The organism is Escherichia sp. TC-EC600-tetX4, assembly GCF_019356055.1.
Taxonomy (GTDB): Bacteria; Pseudomonadota; Gammaproteobacteria; order Enterobacterales; family Enterobacteriaceae.
This window is the reverse complement of record NZ_CP079924.1, coordinates 722,062-745,791: the sequence shown is the minus strand read 5'-3', so window position 1 is coordinate 745,791 and position 23,730 is coordinate 722,062. Positions and strand designations below refer to the sequence as shown.

The following is a 23,730-nucleotide window of genomic DNA, read 5'->3' as shown; positions in this document are numbered from 1 at the left end:
TTATTCAACTTCAATACTTTTGACGATCAGCGAATCGCCGGTATCGACACGCAACCGCTCGCCGTGACAGAGCGGACACTGCGCATCGTGCTGATGAATCTCCACCACCTGGCTGCAATCCCAGCACCAAGCCTGGGCGGGTTTATAGACGATATGTAAATCGCACCCTTGCGCCACCGTTCCGTGGCAGACAATTTCAAAACTAAAACGGACGGCGCTCTCCTCAACGCAGGAGAGCGCGCCAATTTCCAGCCACACGGCGGTGACGCGCTTAACATCGTGCTGCTCCGCCTGCCGTTGGATAATTTCAACGGCGCTCTGGCAAAGAGACAACTCATGCATTTTCGCCACTCCTGCGACCAAACAGCAGGGCGCGACGCCCTGCGTGTGGTACATCCGGATTCGTGACTGGCAGCGAAAGGATCATTCGTGCGCAGTCATCCGTCAGGCGTTGGCCCTCTTCAATCGACATGCTGTGCGAAAGCGGCGACATCAGCGAACAGGAGAGATATTGCGAAACACCGTCCAGTTCGCCAACGGTAAAGGTCATAGTGCCATACGGCAGTTGCAGACCAATTTTTTCACTCACTTTGCGCAGCGGCCAGAGTTGATCCGGGCCGGGGAAGATAACTGCACTCAGCATCCACGGGGTGATCACACACCCCGTCCACTGACCTTCGAACAGCGTAAAATCAGAAACATACACCGGCATTGAAGGATGCAGAAAAGAGAGATCGTGCATCGAACGCCGGGCAATTTCTTCAAACGCTGCCTGTACTTGCGCCTTCGGGGAGGTCTGGAAACCTGCTATCTCTTCAGTCATGAATCGCCTCCCGTGGGATGGCTTCCACGCCAGATTCACGCAGCGCAGCCAGAACCTGCTCAAGCGCAGGTTCAATCATTGCTTCAACCGTCGGCGTTAAGCCGATGTGTGGCTCCAGCGATTCCGGGATCACGCCGACCAGGGTCAGCTTTTTCGGAAACTCGCCGGTGAAGCGCAGGGCCGACAAGACGTCGGCCAGGCCAAGCTGATGCGGAGAGATTTTGTTGGTAAACAACGCCGGAACTTCTTCATCCCGCAGGATCATCATCGTTCCCGGCGCGTTCTTTTTCGAGACAATGGCATCCGCAATAATCAAATGATCGCGATTTGCCATGTCGCCAAGCAGCTCCATTCCCGCCGTGCCGCCATCGAGGATCTCAACATAATCCGGCAGAATGTATCGTTGCTCTAACGCTTCGACAATCCGCACACCGATGGCTTCATCGGTCAGCAAAATATTGCCGACCCCTAAGACTAAAATACGCATTACAGAACCTTCACTGAAACCACTTCGTTGCCGTCAGCATCCACTACGTGTACCGCACAGGCCATGCACGGGTCAAAGGAGTGAATGGTACGCACCACTTCCAGCGGTTTATTCGGATCGGCAACCGGTGTACCCACCAGCGACTGCTCGTAAGGACCGACGTCATCATTGAAGTTACGCGGACCAGAGTTCCAGGTTGATGGAACAACCGCCTGGTAGTTGCTGATGATACCGTCTTTAATAACCATCCAGTGAGAGAGCATACCGCGCGGCGCTTCGAGGAAGCCAACACCTTTGAATTCACCCGTTGCCGGAATGTTCGGCTTCACAAAGGTGGTGTGATCGCCTTTGCCGATATTGGTGATCAGTGCACTGTATTGGTTTTGCAGGATATCCTGCAATTCACAGCAGTGAACGGTACGACCAATAATACGGCCCAGCGTGGAGTGCAGCTGTGCCACTTCCAGCGTGTTGCCAGTCAGTTTCTGATAAATCGCAACGATTTCATTCAGTTTGTTCTGGGTAGATTCGCGACCTGCCGCCAGTTTCACCAGCATATTAGCCAGTGGCCCCACTTCTACCGTTTTGCCGTAGAAAGTCGGTGATTTCACCCAGGAATATTTCCCGTCGTCAGACCAACCATCATAAGCCGGAATGGTGGTGCCTTCCCACGGTGCCTGCGGCGCTTCGTCTTTATACCAGGAGTGCTTCGCGCTTTCCTGAATGCCTTTGATCAGGTATTCATCGGAATGAGAAGTGATCGGACGATACGAGGACAGATCCGCATTCTCAATGTAGCCGCCCGGGAACAGGAAGCTGCCGTTTTTACTGTCGGTCGGGAATTCCGGCACGCTCAGGTAGTTCACCGCACCTTTACCGCGTGTCAGCCATTCCGGGTAGAACGCGGCAATAACTGCGGTATCAACCTTATAAACCTGCTCAACAAAGTCGCTCAGTTTGTCGATGAAAGACTTGATGTACATCAGGCGCTCAAGGTTCAGCACGCCCAAACCGTCGAGGTTGATCGGGTTCGCGACACCACCTACCGCCAGGTTCTGAATGTGCGGCGTTTTACCGCCCAGCAGCGCCACGACGCGGTTAGCGTCACGCTGGCACTCCAACGCTTGCAGGTAGTGCGCTACCGCAATCAGGTTCACTTCCGGCGGCAGTTTCATCGCCGGATGACCCCAGTAGCCATTAGCGAAAATACCCAACTGACCGCTGGCAACCAGATCTTTGATCTTGTTCTGAACTTTGGTGAACTCTTCCGGACTGTTCAGGTGCCAGGTCGAAACGCCTTTCAGCATTTCGGAGGCTTTGGTTGGGTCAGCTTGCAGTGCAGAAGTGATGTCCACCCAGTCCAGCGCCGAAAGCTGATAGAAATGAACAATATGGTCATGCGTGGTGTGCGCAGCCAGAATGATGTTACGGATGTATTGCGCGTTAACCGGAACGTCGATATTCAGCGCACTTTCTGCCGCACGAACGGAAGACAGCGCGTGAGTGGTAGTACATACGCCACAGATACGTTGCACAATCATCCATGCATCGCGCGGATCGCGGTTTTTCACGATCTCTTCCATGCCGCGCCACATGGTACCGGAAGCCCATGCTTTCGAAACGACGCCATTTTCGATTTCGCAATCGATGCGTAAATGCCCCTCAATACGGGTTACCGGATCAATAGTAATTCTCTGGCTCATGCTTTGCTCGCCTCATGACGATTATGATCGTTTTGTTTTAAAGGAGGAAGTATCGGCAGTAGACGAATGAGTACGATGTAAGCGCAAATCTCAATAGCCACAAAACCAATAGAAATCAACAGTTCTTCCCAGGTCGGGAAGTAGGCGTAACCGCCGCCCGGGTTGAATGCCACCAGCGAATAGGTCAGACGCCAGGTTGCACAACCTAACAGTGCGCTCAGTGCTGACAGGAACAGCATGCGGGAATCATTACGCAGCTTCGCCACACGCAGAACGACCAGCGGGAAGAGCATCAGCAGGACTTCAATCCAGAACATCACGGAGTAGAAGTCACCGGCAAACGCTAACGACAGCTTGTCGCGATAGATAAGCTCGCCAAAGCGCAGCACGATGAAAATCGCCAGCAACACACTGATGGTGTTGGTCAGCTTAACAAACAGACTCTTTTCATCCGGACCGTTGCCACGCAGACCCGCCTGCACCAGCGAACCTTCAAAGATGACAATCGAGAAGCCCATGATGAACGCCGTCAGCAGCGAGAACAGCGGCAACATTTCATAGCTCTGCCACAACGGATGCACCTTGTAGCCCGCCGAGATCATCAGCGACCCCATTGAAGACTGGTGCATGGTCGGCAGCAGCGCACCGAGCGCGATGATGAAGAACATCACCTTGTTTAGTCGCTGTAGCGACACCTTCCACCCCAGACGTTCAAACAGTGCCGGAGCAAACTCCAGTGCCATCACGCCGATATAGATGGTCATACAGACCGCCGTCTCGAACAGTACCGAGTTCACGTTGAAGTGACCCGGAATGTAGAAGTACGGCAGGTTCCAGTAGCGACCCACGTCGATAGTGATCGACAAGCCACCCAGTGAGTAACCAAACAGACTCGCCAACAGCGCCGGACGCACCAGCGGATGGTATTGCCCACGGTTAAAGACGTATACCGCCCACGCCAGCGCCCAGCCGCCACAGGCAAAGCCGGTGCCAATCAGCAGGTCAAACGCGATCCACACGCCCCACGGGAAGCCGCCGTTCAGGTCAGAGACAGAGCCCAGACCGAACACCAGACGCTTCACAATCAGGAGCATACAGATGACGATTAACGGTCCAAAAATCATGACCGGTTTACTGATGATTTTGCCGCCCAGCGGTTGTGGATCATGACTCATGATCGTCTCCTCCGTCGTGATGGTCGTTTTTGGTGTTGCGACGAACCAGCACGGTTAAGCCCGCCAGCACAGCCAGTGGTAGCATCATGCCTTTATACAGGGTGTGTTGAATATTTTCGGAACGCGCACCGGTAGAAAGATCGTCCAGTTTCGGCAGGTCGAGATTTTCATAAGGCACACCCGTCAGTACCAGAACCTGAGTACCGCCGCCCTCTTTCTCGCCGTACAGATGCGGATAATATTTCGGCACCGTATGCAGGTAAGTGTCGCCAGATTTCAGCGTCTGACGCGGATAGTGGTATTCGCTGCCAGGCTTCAGCGCCAGACGTTTTTTCGCCTCCGCCATCAGCTCTTCACGCGTACCGAAAATCACCGCGCCCGCCGGGCACACTTCTACGCAGCCAGGTAGACCGCCTTTATCGAGACGTTCCACACCTTTCTGGTTGCACAGCTCGCACTTATGCAGCGCACCAAACGGGTTGTTGTAGTCGTACTTCGGCACGTTGTACGGACAGGCGACCATGCAGTAACGGCAGCCGGTGCACACATCTTTGTCGTAATGGACAATGCCGGTTTTCGGATCTTTTTTCAGTGCAGAGACCGGGCACACAGAGACACAGTTCGGATCGACGCAGTGCATACACTGTTTCTTAATGTACGCGTAGCCGTTCTCCTCCTGGTCTTTGTTGACCCCTGTGCCGCTGGTCCACACCTGAATGATGTTATTGGTATACGGCGACAGTTTGTCGTTGTTCGACCAGGTCTGTTCCCCTTGCGGGTTACGTTCAGGGAAATTGATATCCTGACACTTGGTGACGCAAGCCTGGCAGCCTACGCACAAGGTCGAGTCGTACAACATCCCCAGCGATCCCGGAATTGGCGGGCGGTTTTCAGCAGCCGCATGACTGACAGACGGCAGCGCGCCCGTCAGCAATGCCCCGCAGGAGGCTGCTTTAATAAAATTACGTCTGTTCACGGTTATTCTCCCCGTGAGTCAGCGTTATCTTTCTTTTGCTGACGACCCAGTTCACGCACCGCCATCACGCTGACACCGGCAACCAACCCAACCACACCGCCGAGCAAACCAATAGCGCCTGCAGAGACGTTGCCGCCCTCTTTAGCGTTAACATCCGGTTTCTGTGAACGCGGAGTTTGATTTTCGACGTTGGCAAGCTGATGGATGCCTTTATGGAAGCCGATACCTTCTTCGTTACAGCCATAGCAAGGGTGACCAATCGCCACCGGCCACACACCGCCAACATCGCAGAATTGCAGCGTTGAGCAGTTGCCGTAAGTTTCTGGCCCTTTACAGCCGAGGTGGTACAGGCACCAGCCTTCGCGGTGGCCTTCATCACCGAACTCTTTGGCAAAACGACCAGCATCGAAGTGCGGGCGACGTTCGCAGTGTTCGTGAATCAGACGGCCATAGGCGAAGGTCGGACGGTTTTTGTCATCCAGTTTCGGCGGTTTGCCGTAAGTGATGATGTGCGCAACGGTCGCGAGGAAGTTGTGCGGGTTCGGCGGGCAGCCCGGAATATTGATAACGGTTTTGCCTGGCAGAACTTCTTGCAGGCTGACTGCGCCAGTTGGGTTAACTCCAGCTGCGGCAACACCGCCCCACGCAGAGCAGGAACCGATAGCGATAATGGCTGCTGCGCCTTCCGCCGCTTTGCGGATGTGATCCACAATCGGCTCACCGGCAACCATGCAATAAATACCGTTATCTTTTAATGGGATGGAACCATCCACCACTAACACATACTGCCCTTTGTACTTCTCGAGAGCGTTATGTTTGTTCTCTTCGACCTGATGACCGAAGGCGGCGGAAAGCACTTCGTGATACTCCAGAGAGATAGTCTCCAGTACGAGGTTTTCTACCGTTGGATGCGTTGCACGAAGCAGAGATTCCGTACAACCGGTGCACTCCTGCGCGCCAATCCAGATAACTGGCGGACGCTGCGGGTTAGTAACCGATTCGGCCATCTCTGCAGCGGCTTTGCTACTTAACCCCATGGTGGCGGCTAATGCTGCACAAAGCTTCATGAAATCACGACGGTTAATGCCGTGAGAATGGATGAGGGTGTTATCTCCAGTCATTTATAGTTATTCCGTTGCGAAGACCTGGCATATATTTTGCCTCAATCGCAAAATCAATAATGCGATCGATGCGCCATTTACCACACATTTATTATGGTTATCGATATCATGATACTGCGGCGGGGCGCTAAAACGAAGGGAAGAAGCATTAGTGTAATTAATTAAAGCAAGATAATACGTATGTTTGATCAATTTTCGAGGCGATAACCGGCCATAAAAAAGCGCAACGTAGAACAGGAATTATTCTCACGAAAGAAATCCATTACCATCTCTTTATCCAGTCCATAGCGGCGCGTCAGAATACCCGCTTCCCAGGCGCTAAGCTGGCGATCTCCGGTCTTTTCGTACATCCGGTGTGAGTAGCCTAATACAAAACCGCGTTTATAATCGGCACAGAATTTTGTCACATTAACCGCACTGTCGGCATGCGTTGCTTTTAATCCCGCCATTAAGCCTTTACCAAAATGGTTATTCATCGTTCACCTCATTCGCTATATATTGTCATATATAGCGATATTTTAGGCAAAGAACGACTTTTGCGCACGCTATTTTTTCATGCTTGTTTAAGACGTAATCCCGTAAGAGATAAACCTATCAGGAGAGATATTTATCGAACCATTTCAGTGTCCTTTGCCAGGCAAGATCGGCGGCAGATTTGTCATAACGGGGCGTGGAATCATTATGGAATCCGTGATTAACCCCCGGATAGATATACGCCTCATAAACCTTATTATTGGCTTTCAACGCCGCCTCGTAAGCAGGCCAGCCCTCGTTGATTCGGGTGTCCAGTTCCGCGAAGTGGAGTAGTAAAGGCGCTTCAATCTTCGCCACATCGGCAGTGGGTGCCTGACGACCATAAAACGGCACCGCGCAGGCCAGTTCCGGATACGCGACAGCCGCCGCGTTCGATACGCCACCGCCATAGCAAAATCCGGTAATACCCACTTTGCCTGTCGCTTGCGGATAGCGTTGCATAAACTCAATTGCGGCAAAGAAATCATTCATCAGTTTGTTGGATCAACCTGCTGTTGCAGCTCACGACCTTTATCATCATTTCCCGGATAACCTCCAACGGAACTTAAGCCGTCAGGTGCCAGGGCGATATACCCCGCCTTCGCCACTCGCCGTGCCACATCTTCGATATACGGATTCAGTCCACGATTCTCATGCACCACCACTACGGCTGGCGTTTTGCCGCTCATCTTTGCGGGCTTCACCAGATAACCCCGCACCTCGCCGTGACCATTTGGCGAAGGATACGTGATGTACTCAGCAACAATTTCCGGGTCGGTAAACTCTACCTGAGTCGCCAGCGCATAATTTGGCTTGAGCAAATCAAACAACGCTAATGCCGTCATCCCGCCTACCGCACTTCGCCGCAAGGTTGAGGAACTCACGTTTCGAGATTTTCCCGTGAGCGTAATAGTCATAGTAATCCAGCAACTCTTGTGGGAAATCTTTGGCGGTTAAACGCGGCATCGTTGCACTCCTCAGTTGGTGTTTTTTTAAGCAAAGCATAAGCACGTATTTTTGCCCAGTTTTTCGTCACTCTGTGAGCCAGACTACGGGATACGCGCTGGCGAATCGCTAAACTAGAAACATTGTTTCGAAATTGAACGGTGGAAAGGAGAGGTCATGGTCTGGTTAGCGAATCCCGAACGTTACGGGCAGATGCAATACCGCTATTGCGGAAAAAGTGGTTTACGCCTGCCCGCGTTATCGCTCGGTTTATGGCACAATTTCGGTCACGTTAACGCGCTGGAATCACAGCGTGCGATCCTGCGTAAAGCGTTTGATTTGGGCATTACGCACTTTGATTTAGCCAACAATTACGGGCCGCCTCCAGGAAGCGCAGAAGAGAACTTTGGTCGCCTGCTGCGGGAGGATTTTGCCGCTTATCGCGATGAACTGATTATCTCTACCAAGGCTGGCTACGATATGTGGCCCGGCCCTTACGGCTCTGGCGGTTCACGTAAATACCTGCTCGCCAGCCTCGACCAAAGCCTGAAGCGTATGGGGCTTGAGTATGTCGATATCTTTTACTCTCATCGCGTCGATGAAAATACGCCGATGGAAGAAACCGCCTCTGCGCTGGCTCATGCGGTACAAAGCGGTAAGGCGCTGTATGTCGGGATCTCCTCTTACTCGCCAGAGCGGACGCAAAAAATGGTCGAGTTGCTGCGCGAGTGGAAAATTCCGCTGTTAATTCATCAACCTTCGTACAATTTACTGAACCGCTGGGTGGATAAAAGCGGCCTGCTGGATACCCTGCAAAATAACGGCGTGGGCTGTATTGCCTTTACTCCTCTGGCTCAGGGATTGCTGACCGGAAAATATCTCAACGGCATTCCGCAAGATTCACGGATGCATCGTGAAGGGAATAAAGTTCGTGGTCTGACACCGAAAATGCTTACCGAAGCCAACCTCAACAGCCTGCGCTTATTGAATGAAATGGCACAGCAGCGTGGACAATCAATGGCGCAAATGGCGTTAAGCTGGTTGCTGAAAGATGATCGCGTGACGTCGGTATTGATTGGTGCCAGCCGCGCGGAGCAACTAGAGGAGAACGTGCAGGCGCTGAATAATCTGACATTTAGCACCAAGGAGCTGGCGCAGATTGATCAGCATATCGCCGATGGCGAGCTGAATCTGTGGCAGGCGTCTTCCGATAAATGACCTGTTAATAACGGGCGCGCGAACCGCGCCCGAATCAGATCAGTGATTATGACGAGTCAGTCGGTCAAGATAGCCCATCACAAATGCAGAAAGCACAAACGTCAGATGGATAATGACGTACCACATCAGTTTGTTATCCGGGACATTTTTCGCATCCATAAAGACGCGCAGTAAGTGAATGGAAGAAATTGCCACAATCGACGCTGCTACTTTGTTTTTCAGCGACGTTGCGTCCATTTTCCCCAGCCAGTTCAGCTTCTCTTTGTTCTCGGAGATATCCAGCTGTGAGACGAAATTCTCATAACCGGAAAACATCACCATCACCAGCAAACCGCCAACCAGCGTCATATCCACCAGCGACAGCAACACGAGGATCAAATCTGATTCCGCCATCGAGAAGATATTCGGCAGTACGTGAATAATCTCCTGGAAGAACTTCAGCGCCAGGGCAACTAACGCCAGCGAAAGGCCAAAGTACACGGGGGCAAGCAGCCAGCGAGAAGCATACATTGCATTTTCAAGAAAACGTTCCATACATTCCTGTCGTGTAGTTAAAACGGGCAACAGTATATCGCAATTGAGTAAACAGCACGCAACAGCAAATCAACATATACGTTAAACCTTTGTCGCATAATTCTGAGGTTTAGGGATCTTCCTGGTTCCCTTATCAACGCATCGAGAACGTCTACCCTTAAAGGACGTTGAACCTGAAGGGAGAAAAACGATGTCTCATTTAAAAGACCCGACCACGCAGTATTACACTGGTGAATATCCCAAACAGAAACAACCGACGCCAGGCATCCAGGCGAAGATGACACCGGTACCGGATTGCGGCGAGAAAACCTATGTTGGTAGCGGTCGCCTGAAAGATCGTAAAGCACTGGTGACAGGGGGCGATTCCGGAATAGGTCGCGCTGCCGCCATCGCTTACGCGCGTGAAGGGGCTGACGTGGCGATCAGTTATCTTCCCGTGGAAGAAGAAGACGCTCAGGATGTGAAAAAGATCATTGAAGAATGCGGACGCAAAGCCGTTCTGCTGCCAGGCGATTTAAGCGATGAGAAATTTGCCCGTTCGCTGGTTCACGAAGCGCACAAGGCGTTAGGCGGGCTGGATATTATGGCGCTGGTCGCCGGGAAACAGGTTGCCATTCCGGATATTGCAGACCTCACCAGCGAACAGTTTCAAAAGACCTTTGCCATTAACGTTTTCGCGCTGTTCTGGCTAACCCAGGAAGCGATCCCCCTGCTACCGAAAGGTGCAAGTATCATCACCACTTCGTCAATCCAGGCATACCAGCCAAGTCCGCATTTACTGGACTATGCGGCTACGAAGGCGGCGATTCTGAACTACAGCCGTGGCTTGGCAAAACAGGTCGCGGAGAAAGGTATTCGGGTGAATATTGTCGCGCCAGGCCCGATCTGGACAGCACTGCAAATTTCCGGCGGACAAACGCAGGATAAGATCCCGCAGTTTGGTCAGCAAACGCCGATGAAACGTGCGGGGCAACCGGCGGAACTGGCCCCTGTATATGTTTATCTGGCAAGTCAGGAGTCGAGCTACGTCACCGCAGAAGTGCACGGCGTGTGCGGCGGCGAGCATTTAGGTTAAAAAAATGCCCGGTTGTGAAAAGCAACCGGGCATCATTGTGAATTCACTCTTACCTGATGTGGCGAAAACGCCTTATCCGCCTACAAACGCATGAAGATTCAACATGTTGCAATAGATTTTGTAGGCCTGATAAGCGTAGCGCATCAGGCATTGAGCACCTAATGCCGGATGCGTCGTGAACGCCTTATCCGGCCTACAAACGCACGAAGATTCAACATGTTGCAATAGATTTTGTAGGCCTGATGAGCGTAGCGCATCAGGCAATTCTACTTTACTTCGCTTTGGCGGTTTCTTCGCCGACCAGACCTATCTTCAGGTAACCCGCCTGATGCAGCGTATCCATTACCTTCATCAACGTCTCGTAATCGACGGTTTTGTCCGCTCGGAAGAAGATGGTGGTGTCTTTCTTGCCTTCGGTTAACGCATTCAACGCCGTAATCATTGTTTCATCGGTGACCGGATCGTTACCGATAAACATCGAGTTGTCTGCCTTCACCGACAGATAAACCGGTTTTTCCGGGCGCGGCTGCGGCGTGCTGGTAGAAGCAGGCAAGTTCACCTTCACATCTACCGTCGCTAACGGTGCCGCCACCATAAAGATAATCAGCAGAACCAACATCACGTCGATAAACGGCGTCACGTTGATATCATGCATTTCGCCGTTATCGTCGAGGTTTTCGTTAAGATGCATTGCCATCGGATATTATCCTGCGCGTAATTTTTGTGCGACACGAACCGGATGCGCAGCGGCGCTGGCTTCCAGATCCAGGTCACGGCTTTGCAGCAACAATACCTGCGCTGCAACATCACCCAGCATCGCTTTAAAGCCGCCAATCTGGCGTGCAAATACGTTATAGATAACGACCGCAGGAATCGCTGCCACGAGGCCGATTGCCGTTGCTAACAGAGCTTCTGCGATACCCGGCGCAACGACTGCCAGGTTAGTGGTCTGCGTTTGCGCGATACCAATAAAGCTGTTCATGATGCCCCAGACCGTACCAAACAGACCAACGAACGGAGAAATCGCGCCGATGGTTGCCAGATAGCCGTTACCGCGGCCCATTTGACGACCCACTGCGGCGACCCGACGCTCCAGACGGAAGCTGGTACGTTCTTTAATACCTTCGTTATCGTCGCTGCCTTCTGACAGTTCCAGCTCATTCTGCGCTTCATTGAGCAAATGCAGGCTTAAGCTTTTGCTACCAAAATCAGCGGCGATATCGTTGGCCTGGTTTAAGGAACGCGCTTCAGCCAGCAGTTGCTGCTCGCGCTTAAGGCGACGCTTCTGATTGAAGAACTCTACGCTCTTACTGAAGAAGATTGCCCAGGTGACTACGGAGGCCAAAATAAGCCCAATCATCACGCACTTAACGACAATATCGGCGTGCTGATACATACCCCAGACGGAAAGGTCCGTCTGCATTAAATTATTACCCACTGTGTATCTCCAGGACGCAAGTCACAAAATCTGCGCATAATAATATCAAAACGACGTCGAATTGATAGTCGTTCTCATTACTATTTGCATACTGCCGTACCTTTGCTTTCTTTTCCTTGCGTTTACGCAGTAAAAAAGTCACCAGCACGCCATTTGCGAAAATTTTCTGCTTTATGCCAATTCTTCAGGATGCGCCCGCGAATATTCATGCTAGTTTAGACATCCAGACGTATAAAAACAGGAATCCCGACATGGCGGACAAAAAGCTTGATACTCAACTGGTGAATGCAGGACGCAGCAAAAAATACACTCTCGGCGCGGTAAATAGCGTGATTCAGCGCGCTTCTTCGCTGGTCTTTGACAGTGTAGAAGCCAAAAAACACGCGACACGTAATCGCGCCAATGGAGAGTTGTTCTATGGACGGCGCGGAACGTTAACCCATTTCTCCTTACAACAAGCGATGTGTGAACTGGAAGGTGGCGCAGGCTGCGTGCTATTTCCCTGCGGGTCGGCAGCGGTTGCTAATTCCATTCTTGCTTTTATCGAACAGGGCGATCATGTGTTGATGACCAACACCGCCTATGAACCGAGTCAGGATTTCTGTAGCAAAATCCTCAGCAAACTGGGCGTAACGACATCATGGTTTGATCCGCTGATTGGTGCCGATATCGTTAAGCATCTGCAGCCAAACACTAAAATCGTGTTTCTGGAATCGCCAGGCTCCATCACCATGGAAGTCCACGACGTTCCGGCGATTGTTGCCGCCGTACGCAGTGTGGTGCCGGATGCCATCATTATGATCGACAACACCTGGGCAGCCGGTGTGCTGTTTAAGGCGCTGGATTTTGGCATCGATGTTTCTATTCAAGCCGCCACCAAATATCTGGTTGGGCATTCAGATGCGATGATTGGCACTGCCGTGTGCAATGCCCGTTGCTGGGAGCAGCTACGGGAAAATGCCTATCTGATGGGCCAGATGGTCGATGCCGATACCGCCTATATAACCAGCCGTGGCCTGCGCACATTAGGTGTGCGTTTGCGTCAACATCATGAAAGCAGTCTGAAAGTGGCTGAATGGCTGGCAGAACATCCGCAAGTTGCGCGAGTTAACCACCCTGCTCTGCCTGGCAGTAAAGGTCACGAATTCTGGAAACGAGACTTTACAGGCAGCAGCGGGCTATTTTCCTTTGTGCTTAAGAAAAAACTCAATAATGAAGAGCTGGCGAACTATCTGGATAACTTCAGTTTATTCAGCATGGCCTACTCGTGGGGCGGGTATGAATCGTTGATCCTGGCAAATCAACCAGAACATATCGCCGCCATTCGCCCACAAGGCGAGATCGATTTTAGCGGGACCTTGATTCGCCTGCATATTGGTCTGGAAGATGTCGACGATCTGATTGCCGATCTGGACGCCGGTTTTGCGCGAATTGTATAACATTGCCACTTTTGGACAATTTTGCAGACATTTTATTGTGAAAAGTCTTAAATTGTTGCGTCCGGGATCAAGGCGTCCCGGACGATTCAGGAGTACAATAGGCAGATAAAGGCTTAAACGCTGTTCCACAGGAAAGTCCATGGCTGTTATTCAAGATATCATCGCTGCGCTCTGGCAACACGACTTTGCCGCGCTGGCGGATCCTCATATTGTTAGCGTTGTTTACTTTGTCATGTTTGCCACGCTGTTTTTAGAAAACGGCCTGCTGCCCGCCTCATTTTTGCCAGGCGACAGCTTGTTGATACTGGCAGGCGCATTGATTGCCCAGGGGGTTATGGATTTTCTGCCTACGATTGCGATTCTGACCGCCGCAGCAAGTCTGGGCTGCTGGCTAAGTTATATTCAGGGGCGCTGGTTAGGGAATACCAAAACGGTGAAAGGCTGGCTGGCACAGCTTCCTGCTAAATATCACCAGCGCGCCACCTGCATGTTTGACCGCCACGGTCTGCTGGCGCTGCTGGCTGGACGTTTTCTTGCATTTGTCCGTACGCTGCTGCCAACCATGGCGGGAATTTCCGGTCTGCCAAACCGCCGCTTCCAGTTTTTCAACTGGTTAAGTGGATTGCTGTGGGTCAGCGTGGTAACCAGTTTTGGCTATGCCTTAAGTATGATTCCGTTCGTTAAACGCCATGAAGATCAGGTAATGACGTTCCTGATGATCCTGCCAATTGCCTTGTTAACCGCTGGCTTGTTAGGCACGCTGTTTGTGGTGATTAAAAAAAAATACTGTAACGCCTGACGATTTTCCCCGTTCCCGGTTGCTGTACCGGGAACGTATTTAATTCCCCTGCATCGCCCGCATTCTTGCCGCATCTTCCCCCGGCGTCACACCGAAGTAACGTTTAAACTCACGGCTAAATTGCGATGCGCTTTCATAGCCGACGCGCATCGCTGCTGCGCTGGCCTTCATGCCGTCATGGATGATCATCATCCGCGCCTTATGCAGACGGTAATTCTTCAAATACTGCAACGGCGAGGTACTGGTGACAGACTTAAAATTATGGTGGAACGCCGATACGCTCATGTTGGCTTCTGCCGCCAGTTGCTCGACGCTCAGGTTTTCGGTGTATTTATTCTCAATCCGTTTCAGCACGCGGCTAATCAGACTGAAGTGAGTCTGGCGACTGACCAGCGCCAGTAACGCGCCGCCGCAAGGTCCGGTCAGCACGTAGTACAGAATTTCGCGGATGATCTGTTTGCCGAGAATACGCGCATCCAGTGGTCGCTCCATCACGTCGAGTAACCGCTCCGCCGCGCATAAAATCTCTTCTGATAACGTGGCGGAGTTAATCCCGCTGGCTGCCATCGACGGCTGGAAATGCTCATCTTCGCCAATGTCCATCAACAGTTCCTGTAACTGCAAAATATCGACATTGAGACGCAACCCTGCCAGCGGCACCTCTGACGTGGCATAGGTTTCGCACTCAAACGGCAACGGCACCGTCAGCAGCAGGTATTCATTGGCATCATAACGAAACACGCGTTCATTGATATAACCGATTTTATGCCCGGAAAAGAGAATTATGATGCCAGGCTCGTACATCACCGGTGTACGTGCGAAAGGCGTCTCGCCATACAACAAACGCACATCGGGCAACAGTCCTGACAAACTATTTTCTTTATTTTTCAGTTTATTAACTTTATCCGCCAGCAAGCGGCAAATCTCTTCACGTTTCATATCGCGTAATTTCTTAGGAATAATGCGGCAATTTGATTGTGCGCAATTTTGTAGCATTTCTCCAGCACTCTGGAGAAATAGGCAAGACATTGGCAGAAATGAGCATTGAGAGCCAGGGCGCTGGCGATCACAATGAAAAACATCAGGCAGATCGTTCTCTGCCCTCATATTGGCCCAGCAAAGGGAGCAAGTAATGAACAACTTTAATCTGCACACCCCAACCCGCATTCTGTTTGGTAAAGGCGCAATCGCTGGTTTACGCGAACAAATTCCTCACGATGCTCGCGTATTGATTACCTACGGCGGCGGCAGCGTGAAAAAAACCGGCGTTCTCGATCAAGTTCTGGATGCCCTGAAAGGCATGGACGTGCTGGAATTTGGCGGTATTGAGCCAAACCCGGCTTATGAAACGCTGATGAACGCCGTGAAACTGGTTCGCGAACAGAAAGTGACTTTCCTGCTGGCGGTTGGCGGCGGTTCTGTACTGGACGGCACCAAATTTATCGCCGCAGCGGCTAACTATCCGGAAAATATCGATCCGTGGCACATTCTGCAAACGGGCGGTAAAGAGATTAAAAGCGCCATCCCGATGGGCTGTGTGCTGACGCTGCCAGCAACCGGTTCAGAATCCAACGCAGGCGCGGTGATCTCCCGTAAAACCACAGGCGACAAGCAGGCGTTCCATTCTGCCCATGTTCAGCCGGTATTTGCCGTGCTCGATCCGGTTTATACCTACACCCTGCCGCCGCGTCAGGTGGCTAACGGCGTAGTGGACGCCTTTGTACACACCGTGGAACAGTATGTTACCAAACCGGTTGATGCCAAAATTCAGGACCGTTTCGCAGAAGGCATTTTGCTGACGCTAATCGAAGATGGTCCGAAAGCCCTGAAAGAGCCAGAAAACTACGATGTGCGCGCCAACGTCATGTGGGCGGCGACTCAGGCGCTGAACGGTTTGATTGGCGCTGGCGTACCGCAGGACTGGGCAACGCATATGCTGGGCCACGAACTGACTGCGATGCACGGTCTGGATCACGCGCAAACACTGGCTATCGTCCTGCCTGCACTGTGGAATGAAAAACGCGATACCAAGCGCGCTAAGCTGCTGCAATATGCTGAACGCGTCTGGAACATCACTGAAGGTTCCGATGATGAGCGTATTGACGCCGCGATTGCCGCAACCCGCAATTTCTTTGAGCAATTAGGCGTGCCGACCCACCTCTCCGACTACGGTCTGGACGGCAGCTCCATCCCGGCTTTGCTGAAAAAACTGGAAGAGCACGGCATGACCCAACTGGGCGAAAATCATGACATTACGTTGGATGTCAGCCGCCGTATATACGAAGCCGCCCGCTAAGCTTTTTACGCCTCAAACTTTCGTTTTCGGGCATTTCGTCCAGACTTAAGTTCACAACACCTCACCGGAGCCTGCTCCGGTGAGTTCATATAAAGGAGGAACGTATGGCTAATCCAACCGTTATTAAGCTACAGGATGGCAATGTCATGCCCCAGCTGGGACTGGGCGTCTGGCAAGCAAGTAATGAGGAAGTAATCACCGCCATTCAAAAAGCGTTAGAAGTGGGTTATCGCTCGATTGATACCGCCGCGGCCTACAAGAACGAAGAAGGTGTCGGCAAAGCCCTGAAAAATGCCTCAGTCAACAGAGAAGAACTGTTCATCACCACTAAGCTGTGGAACGACGACCACAAGCGCCCCCGCGAAGCCCTGCTCGACAGCCTGAAAAAACTCCAGCTTGATTATATCGACCTCTACTTAATGCACTGGCCCGTTCCCGCTATCGACCATTATGTCGAAGCATGGAAAGGCATGATCGAATTGCAAAAAGAGGGATTAATCAAAAGCATCGGCGTGTGCAACTTCCAGATCCATCACCTGCAACGCCTGATTGATGAAACTGGCGTGACGCCTGTGATAAACCAGATCGAACTTCATCCGCTGATGCAACAACGCCAGCTACACGCCTGGAACGCGACACACAAAATCCAGACCGAATCCTGGAGCCCATTAGCGCAAGGAGGGAAAGGCGTTTTCGATCAGAAAGTCATTCGCGATCTGGCAGATAAATACGGCAAAACCCCGGCGCAGATTGTTATCCGCTGGCATCTGGATAGCGGCCTGGTGGTGATCCCGAAATCGGTCACACCTTCACGTATTGCCGAAAACTTTGATGTCTGGGATTTCCGTCTCGACAAAGACGAACTCGGCGAAATTGCAAAACTCGATCAGGGCAAGCGTCTCGGTCCCGATCCTGACCAGTTCGGCGGCTAACATGCAAATTCTCCCGGTGGCGGTAATGTTCCGCTACCGGACTTTTCAGAAATCATTTATTCCCCTCGCGTCCCGCCCGTTGTTACTCTTCCTTGTTCAGGAATGCCAAATATAAGGACATCATCATGCAGAGCCGGAAGCTCTTAAAAGAACAACTCATCTATATCCGGGATAAACGCAACGGAGAGGTGAAAAACAGATGAAAATAATACTTCTGTTTTTAGCAGCCCTGGCAAGTTTTACCGTACACGCACAGCCCCCCTCACAGACCGTAGAACAAACAGTCCGGCATATTTATCAGAACTATAAATCAGATGCCACTGCCCCTTATTTTGGTGAAACCGGAGAGCGGGCGATAACTTCTGCGCGTATTCAACAGGCGCTTACCCTGAACGACAATCTTACGCTGCCGGGCAATATTGGCTGGCTGGATTATGATCCGGTTTGTGATTGTCAGGATTTTGGCGATCTGGTGCTAGAAAGCGTTGCGATAACCCAAACTGACGCCGATCATGCCGATGCCGTTGTGCGCTTTCGTATCTTTAAAGATGATAAAGAAAAGACCACGCAGACACTGAAAATGGTGGCGGAAAATGGTCGTTGGGTCATTGACGATATTGTCAGCAATCATGGCAGCGTCTTACAAGCAGTTAATAGCGAGAATGAAAAAACGCTGGCCGCTTTAGCTTCGTTGCAAAAAGAACAGCCGGAAGCCTTTGTTGCCGAACTCTTTGAACATATTGCTGATTATAGCTGGCCGTGGACGTGGGTGGTTTCCGACTCTTACCGCCAGGCGGTTAATGCCTTCTATAAAACCACCTTCAAGACGGCCAATAATCCCGATGAAGATATGCAAATAGAACGGCAATTTATTTACGACAATCCGATCTGTTTTGGCGAAGAGTCGCTATTTTCACGCGTTGATGAAATTCGAGTCCTGGAGAAAACCGCCGATTCCGCCCGCATTCATGTTCGTTTTACGCTGACCAATGGCAACAACGAAGAGCAAGAACTGGTTTTACAGCGGCGCGAAGGCAAGTGGGAAATCGCTGATTTTATCCGCCCGAACAGCGGCAGCCTACTTAAGCAGATTGAGGCAAAAACTGCCGCCAGATTAAAGCAATGAGCTGAATTAAATAACAATTAGCCGGAACAATAAATAAAAGGGAACACTATATGAAAACGATTTTCACCGTGGGAGCTGTTGTTCTGGCAACCTGCTTGCTCAGTGGCTGCGTCAATGAGCAAAAGGTCAATCAGCTGGCGAGCAATGTGCAAACATTAAATGCCAAAATCGCCCGGCTTGAGCAGGATATGAAAGCACTACGCCCACAAATCTATGCTGCCAAATCCGAAGCTAACAGAGCCAATACGCGTCTTGATGCTCAGGACTATTTTGATTGCCTGCGCTGCTTGCGTATGTACGCAGAATGATAAAAAAATCCCCGGTAGCGTGTCAGTTGCCGGGGATATTTTTTAACGTCCAACCGCCGCTTTAGGCCGTTTCTTCGCACCAGCATTCACCGGACGAGATTGCGTAGACGACGCTTTTTTTGCCGTAGCAGGCGTCTGACGCTGGGTCGCCATCGGCGTATGTTTCGTCAACGCCGGACGGGTATTGCGGTTCTGGCGACGAGCTTCACGCATCTCTTCAATGGTTGGCGCAGGCACTAAGCAATCGCGACGGCTGCCAATCAGATGCTTTTTGCCCATCGCTTCCAGCGCCTGGCGGATTAACGGCCAGTTTGCCGGATCGTGGTAACGCAACAACGCTTTATGCAAACGACGCTGTTTGTCGCCCTTCGGTACGAAGACGTCTTCGCTCTTATAACCAATCTTCGCCAGCGGGTTTTTCCCGGTGTAATACATGGTGGTTGAGTTCGCCAGCGGCGACGGATAGAAGTTCTGCACCTGGTCGAGGCGGAAGCGGTGCTTTTTCAGCCACAGCGCCAGATTCACCATATCTTCATCACGCGTACCGGGGTGCGCGGAGATGAAATAGGGGATCAGATACTGCTCTTTACCTGCCTGTTTTGAGTAAGTATCGAACAGCTCTTTAAAGCGGTCATAGCTGCCCATGCCCGGCTTCATCATCTTCGATAACGGCCCTTCTTCGGTATGTTCCGGGGCAATCTTCAGATAACCGCCGACGTGATGGGTCGCCAGTTCTTTGATATAGCGCGGATCTTCTACGGCTATGTCATAACGCACACCAGAGGCAATCAGGATCTTTTTAATGCCTTTCAGATCACGCGCACGGCGATAGAGGTTGATCGTTGGTTCGTGGTTCGTGTCCATGTGCGGACAAATATCCGGATAAACGCACGACAAACGGCGACAAGTTTGTTCAGCGCGTGGCGATTTGCAGCGCAACATATACATGTTGGCAGTTGGCCCACCAAGATCGGAAATCACGCCCGTAAAACCTGGAACGGTGTCGCGGATCGCTTCGATCTCATTAATGATCGAATCTTCGGAACGGCTCTGAATAATGCGCCCTTCGTGCTCGGTGATAGAACAGAAAGAGCAGCCGCCAAAGCAGCCACGCATAATGTTGACCGAAAAACGGATCATTTCGTAAGCCGGAATACGGGCATTGCCATAGGCCGGATGTGGCACGCGCTTGTATGGCAGCGCAAAAACGCTGTCCATCTCTTCGGTAGAAAGCGGAATAGCAGGCGGGTTGATCCACACATAGCGGTCGCCGTGTTTTTGCATCAATGCGCGGGCACAGCCTGGGTTGGTTTCGTGGTGCAGAATACGCGAAGCATGGGCGTACAGCACTTTATCGCCCTTCACTTTCTCGAAAGAAGGCAGCAACACGTAGGTTTTTTCCCACGGTTTCGGGCGCGGTGGCTGCACGGTTACGGCTTTGGCTTCCTGCTTTTTCGGTGCCACCGGTTTGTTATCCGCGCACGGCAAATCTTCACCATACGGATGCGGGATTGGGTCGATTTTTCCAGGGGTATCAAGACGGGTGGAATCCACGCCGCTCCAGCCAGGCAGCGCCTCTTTCACGATAATCGCGGTATTACGCACATCGCGGATTTCACTAATTGGCTCGCCCATCGCCAGACGATGCGCCACTTCCACCAGCGGACGCTCACCGTTACCAAACATCAGCATGTCGGCTTTCGAATCCACCAGCACGGAACGGCGCACGGTATCGGACCAGTAATCATAATGCGCGGTACGGCGCAGACTAGCCTCAATACCGCCGAGGATCACCGGTACATCTTTCCACGCCTCTTTACAACGCTGGGTATAAACCAGTGTGGCGCGATCCGGGCGCTTACCCGCGACGTTATCCGGCGTGTAGGCATCGTCATGACGTAAACGGCGATCGGCGGTATAACGGTTGATCATCGAATCCATGTTGCCAGCAGTAACACCGAAAAACAGATTCGGTTTACCCAGACGCATAAAGTCGTCTTTGCTGCTCCAGTCCGGCTGGGCGATGATCCCGACGCGAAAGCCCTGCGCTTCCAGCATACGACCGCAAATCGCCATCCCGAAGCTTGGGTGATCGACATACGCGTCGCCAGTAACCAAAATGATGTCGCAGCTATCCCAGCCAAGTTGATCCATCTCTTCACGAGACATCGGCAAAAACGGTGCCGGTCCAAAACAGGCGGCCCAGTACTGCGGCCAGGAGAACAGGTCGCGATCCGGTTGGATCAGGGAGATAGAGCTCATTTTGCTTCCAGAAATGATAAAAAAATAATCAAAGGCCGGGGATTATAAGCCGGAACGAAAGAGAAATCGAAAGGTATTCCATACTCGCCCTCCTCGGGCGAGTATGAAGATTACGGTACCGGATTGACCAACAGTTGCCCAATCGAGCCACGGTCCGCCATTTCCAGCGTCTGACTGTTGAAGTAGAACGGGAAGTGCGCCCAGGAAGGCTGACCGAAATAAACAAGCAGCTCCACTTGTCCGTCAACCCAAACGGTATCTTTCCAGCCTCTGTCTTCCGGGAACGGCATCGCGCCATTCACGTTACGGATCTGGAACATTACGCCTTCAATATGGAACGCTTGCGGCTCGTCCGCGCGTACCGTCCAGCGTTCCCACGTTCCTTGCTGCGCGGTGACATCAATACGGTTGACGTCCCACAGCTGTCCATTAATACCCGGGTCATCACCCAGACTGATATCGCGACTGCGAATTGGCGAACCAGCCATGATTTCAGTTGGCAGCAAGCGCATCGGAAGACTGTCTGTGACCAGCGGCAGAAGGCCGGTTGGGCGCAGCGTTAGCACCAGGGTAGAAACCAGAATACTGGATGGCTCAAAGAAGCCACGAATACGATCAACAATGCTCGCCGCTTCGCCACAGGTGATCGACACTTCATCGCCGTTGCTCATATCCACCAGAATCTCGCGGCGCTCGCCCGGTGCCAGCGAAAGTTGCTTCACCGATACAGGAGCAGGCAGGAATCCCTGATCGCCAGAAATCACATGTAACGGGCGACCATCGTTCATCTGTAGTTGATAGCGACGAGAGTTCGACGCGTTCAGCAGTCGCAAGCGCACCCAGCCACGCGAGACTTCAACGTACGGGCTTTGTACACCGTTAACCAGCAGCGTATCACCAACAAAGCCGCCGCTTCCCGGTTCGTTGTATTCTGGCGTACCAAAGTTATCCAGCCGTTTATCCTGGATAATGACCGGAAAATCATCCACACCATAATGGTTGGGGATAGGCAGCGACTTGCTGACTTCATCTTCCACCAGCCACATTCCGGCAAGGCCGTTATAGACCTGCTGAGCCGTGCGGTTGGGAGTATTGGCGTGATACCACAGAGTAGCTGCGTTCTGGCGAATGGGCAGTACGGGTGCCCAGTCAGCGTTTGGCGACATCATCCGTGCCGGACCGCCCATCAGCGGGCCTGGTACCTGTAGCCCGGCCACCGTCATTGAGACATTTTCTGTCAGGCGGTTGCTGTAAATAAGCTTAACATCGTCGCCCTTCCAGACGCGGATAGTCGGCCCCAGGTAACGACCATTGATTCCCCAGACCGACGCGCGTGTCCCTGGCGTAAATGACCAGTGCGCACGTTGTACAGTCATAAACAGCGGTTGCCCACGGCGAGATTCAAGTAGCGGCGGAACGGGTAGCGGTTGCTGTTGCCCGGCTGCGCTGGCCTTCAGGGGAACAGCGCCTGCACAAAGTGCAATCCCCGATGCCTGAATGAACTGACGCCGACTGAGTGACATATTTGCTCCATGTAAAACTGGCTAAAGTAATACCGTGCAGGAAAGTGTTCCCCGCAAAAATACAGATTGCCGACTTAAACTTTTCCGGCGGCTTCGCGTTCTGCGACTTCTTTATCGAGCTCGGCGATTTTTTGTTCCATTATCGAACGACAATGGGCAGCCAGCTCACGAACCTGATCTTTGCCATACTGACTGACGTCAATTGGCGGCAGCATTTCGACAATCACCAGACCGTTGTGCAGTCGATTAAGATTAATCTTATTCGAAGTTGTAGAGACGCACACGGGAATAATCGGGACGCCCGCCGCAATTGCCGCGTGAAATGCTCCAGTCTTGAACGGTAGCAGGCCGCGACCACGGCTGCGGGTTCCTTCCGGGAACATCCAGATGGAAATACGGCGTTTTTTGAAGTGATTCACTACTTCCGCAATGGTGCCGTGAGCTTTAGTGCGATTGTTTCTGTCGATCAATAAGTTGCCGGTTAACCAGTACAACTGCCCGAAGAAGGGGATCCACAGCAAGCTCTTTTTACCTACCGTCACCGTCGGCGGTTGCACGATGTTCGATGCTGTCACCATGTCATAGTTGTTCTGGTGGTTAGCGATATAGATAGCATTGCCGTAGCTTTCAGCGTCTGTAGGTTTACGGCACTCAACTTTCAGGCCAAACAGCGGCGCAAGACGGCCAAACATATGCCCAAAGGTGGCCACATGTTTCGGGTTACGCGGGCTGAAAAGGCAGTAAATGGAGCCGAATACACAGACTAAGATGCTGTAAATCACGGTAATAATAAGACGAAAGATATATAGCATAACACCCTCTGAAGGTCTGAGAGACTGGCATTGTACGTCACCTGAAATCAGGTTAGGGCATTGTTAAAAGCCGCTCTCTGGAAAAGCGTATTGTTAATCGCAACGCATGAATAAACAACGGTTTCAAGGGAATTTTTATCGTTTCCGGGGGTTGAATACGCTGCCGGATGACGACTTAACGTTTCATCCGGCGTTCCTTGCAAGCGGGAGGAAACAGCGCCCTCC

23 protein-coding genes and 1 pseudogene are annotated in these 23,730 nt (G+C 51.9%); 8 read left to right on the top strand and 16 right to left on the bottom strand.

Annotated features, from left to right (window positions below; genetic code table 11):
• From hypA to yghX, 9 genes and pseudogenes are all read right to left on the bottom strand, one after another.
• Positions 1–342: a hydrogenase maturation nickel metallochaperone HypA gene (hypA, locus tag KXD89_RS03620; protein ID WP_000544953.1), complete on the bottom strand. Its 342-nt coding sequence runs from the start codon at positions 340–342 to the stop codon at positions 1–3.
• Positions 335–823, bottom strand: coding sequence for a hydrogenase-2 assembly chaperone (gene hybE, locus KXD89_RS03615; RefSeq protein ID WP_000134014.1), 489 nt, complete (start codon positions 821–823; stop codon positions 335–337). Before hybE ends, hypA begins: the two co-directional genes overlap by 8 nt.
• Complete coding sequence (locus KXD89_RS03610) at positions 816–1,310, bottom strand: HyaD/HybD family hydrogenase maturation endopeptidase (RefSeq protein ID WP_001221939.1); 495 nt, start codon at positions 1,308–1,310, stop codon at positions 816–818. The genes hybE and KXD89_RS03610 overlap by 8 nt, the downstream gene beginning before the upstream one ends.
• Positions 1,310–3,013 (bottom strand): hydrogenase 2 large subunit, encoded by a 1,704-nt coding sequence (hybC, locus tag KXD89_RS03605; RefSeq protein WP_000083065.1) that lies wholly within the window; start codon positions 3,011–3,013, stop codon positions 1,310–1,312. Before hybC ends, KXD89_RS03610 begins: the two co-directional genes overlap by 1 nt.
• Entirely contained in the window at positions 3,010–4,188 is a 1,179-nt protein-coding gene (gene hybB / locus KXD89_RS03600) for a Ni/Fe-hydrogenase cytochrome b subunit (RefSeq protein WP_000017703.1), read from the bottom strand. Before hybB ends, hybC begins: the two co-directional genes overlap by 4 nt.
• Positions 4,178–5,164, bottom strand: coding sequence for a hydrogenase 2 operon protein HybA (gene hybA / locus KXD89_RS03595; RefSeq protein WP_001081870.1), 987 nt, complete (start codon positions 5,162–5,164; stop codon positions 4,178–4,180). The genes hybB and hybA overlap by 11 nt, the downstream gene beginning before the upstream one ends.
• 2 nt (positions 5,165–5,166) lie before the next feature.
• Positions 5,167–6,285, bottom strand: coding sequence for a hydrogenase 2 small subunit (gene hybO, locus KXD89_RS03590; protein WP_000145410.1), 1,119 nt, complete (start codon positions 6,283–6,285; stop codon positions 5,167–5,169).
• 188 nt (positions 6,286–6,473) lie between these two features.
• On the bottom strand, positions 6,474–6,761 hold the full coding sequence (gene yghW / locus KXD89_RS03585; protein ID WP_001059136.1) for a DUF2623 family protein YghW: 288 nt from the start codon (positions 6,759–6,761) through the stop codon (positions 6,474–6,476).
• A gap of 118 nt (positions 6,762–6,879) precedes the next feature.
• A pseudogene (gene yghX / locus KXD89_RS03580) lies at positions 6,880–7,764 on the bottom strand (YghX family hydrolase).
• Positions 7,765–7,920: 156 nt separating this feature from the next.
• Here yghX and gpr point away from each other — a divergent pair.
• Positions 7,921–8,961: an L-glyceraldehyde 3-phosphate reductase gene (gene gpr, locus KXD89_RS03575; RefSeq protein WP_000262172.1), complete on the top strand. Its 1,041-nt coding sequence runs from the start codon at positions 7,921–7,923 to the stop codon at positions 8,959–8,961.
• 39 nt (positions 8,962–9,000) lie between these two features.
• Here the strand turns inward: gpr and KXD89_RS03570 are convergent, their stop codons facing one another.
• The gene (locus KXD89_RS03570; RefSeq protein WP_000439331.1) at positions 9,001–9,495 is read right to left on the bottom strand and encodes a TIGR00645 family protein; all 495 of its coding nucleotides are present in this window, start codon (positions 9,493–9,495) and stop codon (positions 9,001–9,003) included.
• 190 nt (positions 9,496–9,685) lie between these two features.
• Here KXD89_RS03570 and yghA point away from each other — a divergent pair, with 190 nt between their 5' ends.
• Complete coding sequence (yghA, locus tag KXD89_RS03565; RefSeq protein ID WP_000018760.1) at positions 9,686–10,570, top strand: NADP(+)-dependent aldehyde reductase; 885 nt, start codon at positions 9,686–9,688, stop codon at positions 10,568–10,570.
• 271 nt (positions 10,571–10,841) lie between these two features.
• Here the strand turns inward: yghA and exbD are convergent, their stop codons facing one another.
• Both exbD and exbB read right to left on the bottom strand, forming a co-directional pair.
• The gene (gene exbD, locus KXD89_RS03560; RefSeq protein ID WP_001240712.1) at positions 10,842–11,267 is read right to left on the bottom strand and encodes a TonB system transport protein ExbD; all 426 of its coding nucleotides are present in this window, start codon (positions 11,265–11,267) and stop codon (positions 10,842–10,844) included.
• Positions 11,268–11,273: 6 nt separating this feature from the next.
• Positions 11,274–12,008 carry a tol-pal system-associated acyl-CoA thioesterase gene (exbB, locus tag KXD89_RS03555; RefSeq protein WP_000527844.1) on the bottom strand — a complete coding sequence of 245 codons (735 nt, stop codon included), beginning with the start codon at positions 12,006–12,008 and terminating at the stop codon, positions 11,274–11,276.
• A gap of 251 nt (positions 12,009–12,259) precedes the next feature.
• Here exbB and metC point away from each other — a divergent pair, with 251 nt between their 5' ends.
• Together metC and yghB are read left to right on the top strand one after the other, a co-directional pair.
• Complete coding sequence (metC, locus tag KXD89_RS03550; RefSeq protein WP_045152743.1) at positions 12,260–13,447, top strand: cystathionine beta-lyase; 1,188 nt, start codon at positions 12,260–12,262, stop codon at positions 13,445–13,447.
• A 139-nt stretch (positions 13,448–13,586) separates the two neighbouring features.
• Positions 13,587–14,246, top strand: coding sequence for a DedA family general envelope maintenance protein YghB (gene yghB / locus KXD89_RS03545; RefSeq protein WP_000268419.1), 660 nt, complete (start codon positions 13,587–13,589; stop codon positions 14,244–14,246).
• Between the two features lie 39 nt (positions 14,247–14,285).
• Here the strand turns inward: yghB and yqhC are convergent, their stop codons facing one another.
• Complete coding sequence (gene yqhC / locus KXD89_RS03540) at positions 14,286–15,185, bottom strand: DNA-binding transcriptional regulator YqhC (RefSeq protein WP_001407451.1); 900 nt, start codon at positions 15,183–15,185, stop codon at positions 14,286–14,288.
• Between the two features lie 193 nt (positions 15,186–15,378).
• On the opposite strand from yqhC, the gene yqhD reads away from it, so the two are divergent.
• The 4 genes from yqhD (at position 15,379) to yqhH (ending at position 18,908) form a co-directional block, all read left to right on the top strand.
• Complete coding sequence (yqhD, locus tag KXD89_RS03535; protein ID WP_001058802.1) at positions 15,379–16,542, top strand: alcohol dehydrogenase; 1,164 nt, start codon at positions 15,379–15,381, stop codon at positions 16,540–16,542.
• 104 nt (positions 16,543–16,646) lie between these two features.
• The gene (gene dkgA, locus KXD89_RS03530) at positions 16,647–17,474 is read left to right on the top strand and encodes a 2,5-didehydrogluconate reductase DkgA (RefSeq protein ID WP_000013149.1); all 828 of its coding nucleotides are present in this window, start codon (positions 16,647–16,649) and stop codon (positions 17,472–17,474) included.
• A 199-nt stretch (positions 17,475–17,673) separates the two neighbouring features.
• The gene (locus tag KXD89_RS03525) at positions 17,674–18,600 is read left to right on the top strand and encodes a YbjP/YqhG family protein (protein WP_000691619.1); all 927 of its coding nucleotides are present in this window, start codon (positions 17,674–17,676) and stop codon (positions 18,598–18,600) included.
• A gap of 50 nt (positions 18,601–18,650) precedes the next feature.
• A complete protein-coding gene (yqhH, locus tag KXD89_RS03520) occupies positions 18,651–18,908 on the top strand; it encodes a lipoprotein YqhH (protein ID WP_000848528.1) in 258 nt (85 codons plus the stop codon).
• Positions 18,909–18,950: 42 nt separating this feature from the next.
• On the opposite strand, the gene KXD89_RS03515 is transcribed toward yqhH, so the two are convergent.
• The 3 genes from KXD89_RS03515 to plsC form a co-directional block, all read right to left on the bottom strand.
• Positions 18,951–21,170, bottom strand: coding sequence for a YgiQ family radical SAM protein (locus KXD89_RS03515; protein WP_000095187.1), 2,220 nt, complete (start codon positions 21,168–21,170; stop codon positions 18,951–18,953).
• A 110-nt stretch (positions 21,171–21,280) separates the two neighbouring features.
• A complete protein-coding gene (gene ftsP / locus KXD89_RS03510; RefSeq protein ID WP_000059388.1) occupies positions 21,281–22,693 on the bottom strand; it encodes a cell division protein FtsP in 1,413 nt (470 codons plus the stop codon).
• Positions 22,694–22,767: 74 nt separating this feature from the next.
• Positions 22,768–23,505 (bottom strand): 1-acylglycerol-3-phosphate O-acyltransferase, encoded by a 738-nt coding sequence (gene plsC / locus KXD89_RS03505; RefSeq protein WP_000965722.1) that lies wholly within the window; start codon positions 23,503–23,505, stop codon positions 22,768–22,770.
• Positions 23,506–23,730 lie beyond the last annotated feature (225 nt).

Coding starts and splice junctions, on each gene's coding strand:
- hypA (WP_000544953.1), bottom strand. CDS start 342: ATGCATGAGTTGTCTCTTTGCCAGAGCGCCGTTGAAATTATCCAACGG.
- hybE (WP_000134014.1), bottom strand. CDS start 823: ATGACTGAAGAGATAGCAGGTTTCCAGACCTCCCCGAAGGCGCAAGTA.
- KXD89_RS03610 (WP_001221939.1), bottom strand. CDS start 1,310: ATGCGTATTTTAGTCTTAGGGGTCGGCAATATTTTGCTGACCGATGAA.
- hybC (WP_000083065.1), bottom strand. CDS start 3,013: ATGAGCCAGAGAATTACTATTGATCCGGTAACCCGTATTGAGGGGCAT.
- hybB (WP_000017703.1), bottom strand. CDS start 4,188: ATGAGTCATGATCCACAACCGCTGGGCGGCAAAATCATCAGTAAACCG.
- hybO (WP_000145410.1), bottom strand. CDS start 6,285: ATGACTGGAGATAACACCCTCATCCATTCTCACGGCATTAACCGTCGT.
- yghW (WP_001059136.1), bottom strand. CDS start 6,761: ATGAATAACCATTTTGGTAAAGGCTTAATGGCGGGATTAAAAGCAACG.
- gpr (WP_000262172.1), top strand. CDS start 7,921: ATGGTCTGGTTAGCGAATCCCGAACGTTACGGGCAGATGCAATACCGC.
- KXD89_RS03570 (WP_000439331.1), bottom strand. CDS start 9,495: ATGGAACGTTTTCTTGAAAATGCAATGTATGCTTCTCGCTGGCTGCTT.
- yghA (WP_000018760.1), top strand. CDS start 9,686: ATGTCTCATTTAAAAGACCCGACCACGCAGTATTACACTGGTGAATAT.
- exbD (WP_001240712.1), bottom strand. CDS start 11,267: ATGGCAATGCATCTTAACGAAAACCTCGACGATAACGGCGAAATGCAT.
- metC (WP_045152743.1), top strand. CDS start 12,260: ATGGCGGACAAAAAGCTTGATACTCAACTGGTGAATGCAGGACGCAGC.
- yghB (WP_000268419.1), top strand. CDS start 13,587: ATGGCTGTTATTCAAGATATCATCGCTGCGCTCTGGCAACACGACTTT.
- yqhC (WP_001407451.1), bottom strand. CDS start 15,185: ATGAAACGTGAAGAGATTTGCCGCTTGCTGGCGGATAAAGTTAATAAA.
- yqhD (WP_001058802.1), top strand. CDS start 15,379: ATGAACAACTTTAATCTGCACACCCCAACCCGCATTCTGTTTGGTAAA.
- dkgA (WP_000013149.1), top strand. CDS start 16,647: ATGGCTAATCCAACCGTTATTAAGCTACAGGATGGCAATGTCATGCCC.
- KXD89_RS03525 (WP_000691619.1), top strand. CDS start 17,674: ATGAAAATAATACTTCTGTTTTTAGCAGCCCTGGCAAGTTTTACCGTA.
- yqhH (WP_000848528.1), top strand. CDS start 18,651: ATGAAAACGATTTTCACCGTGGGAGCTGTTGTTCTGGCAACCTGCTTG.
- KXD89_RS03515 (WP_000095187.1), bottom strand. CDS start 21,170: ATGAGCTCTATCTCCCTGATCCAACCGGATCGCGACCTGTTCTCCTGG.
- ftsP (WP_000059388.1), bottom strand. CDS start 22,693: ATGTCACTCAGTCGGCGTCAGTTCATTCAGGCATCGGGGATTGCACTT.
- plsC (WP_000965722.1), bottom strand. CDS start 23,505: ATGCTATATATCTTTCGTCTTATTATTACCGTGATTTACAGCATCTTA.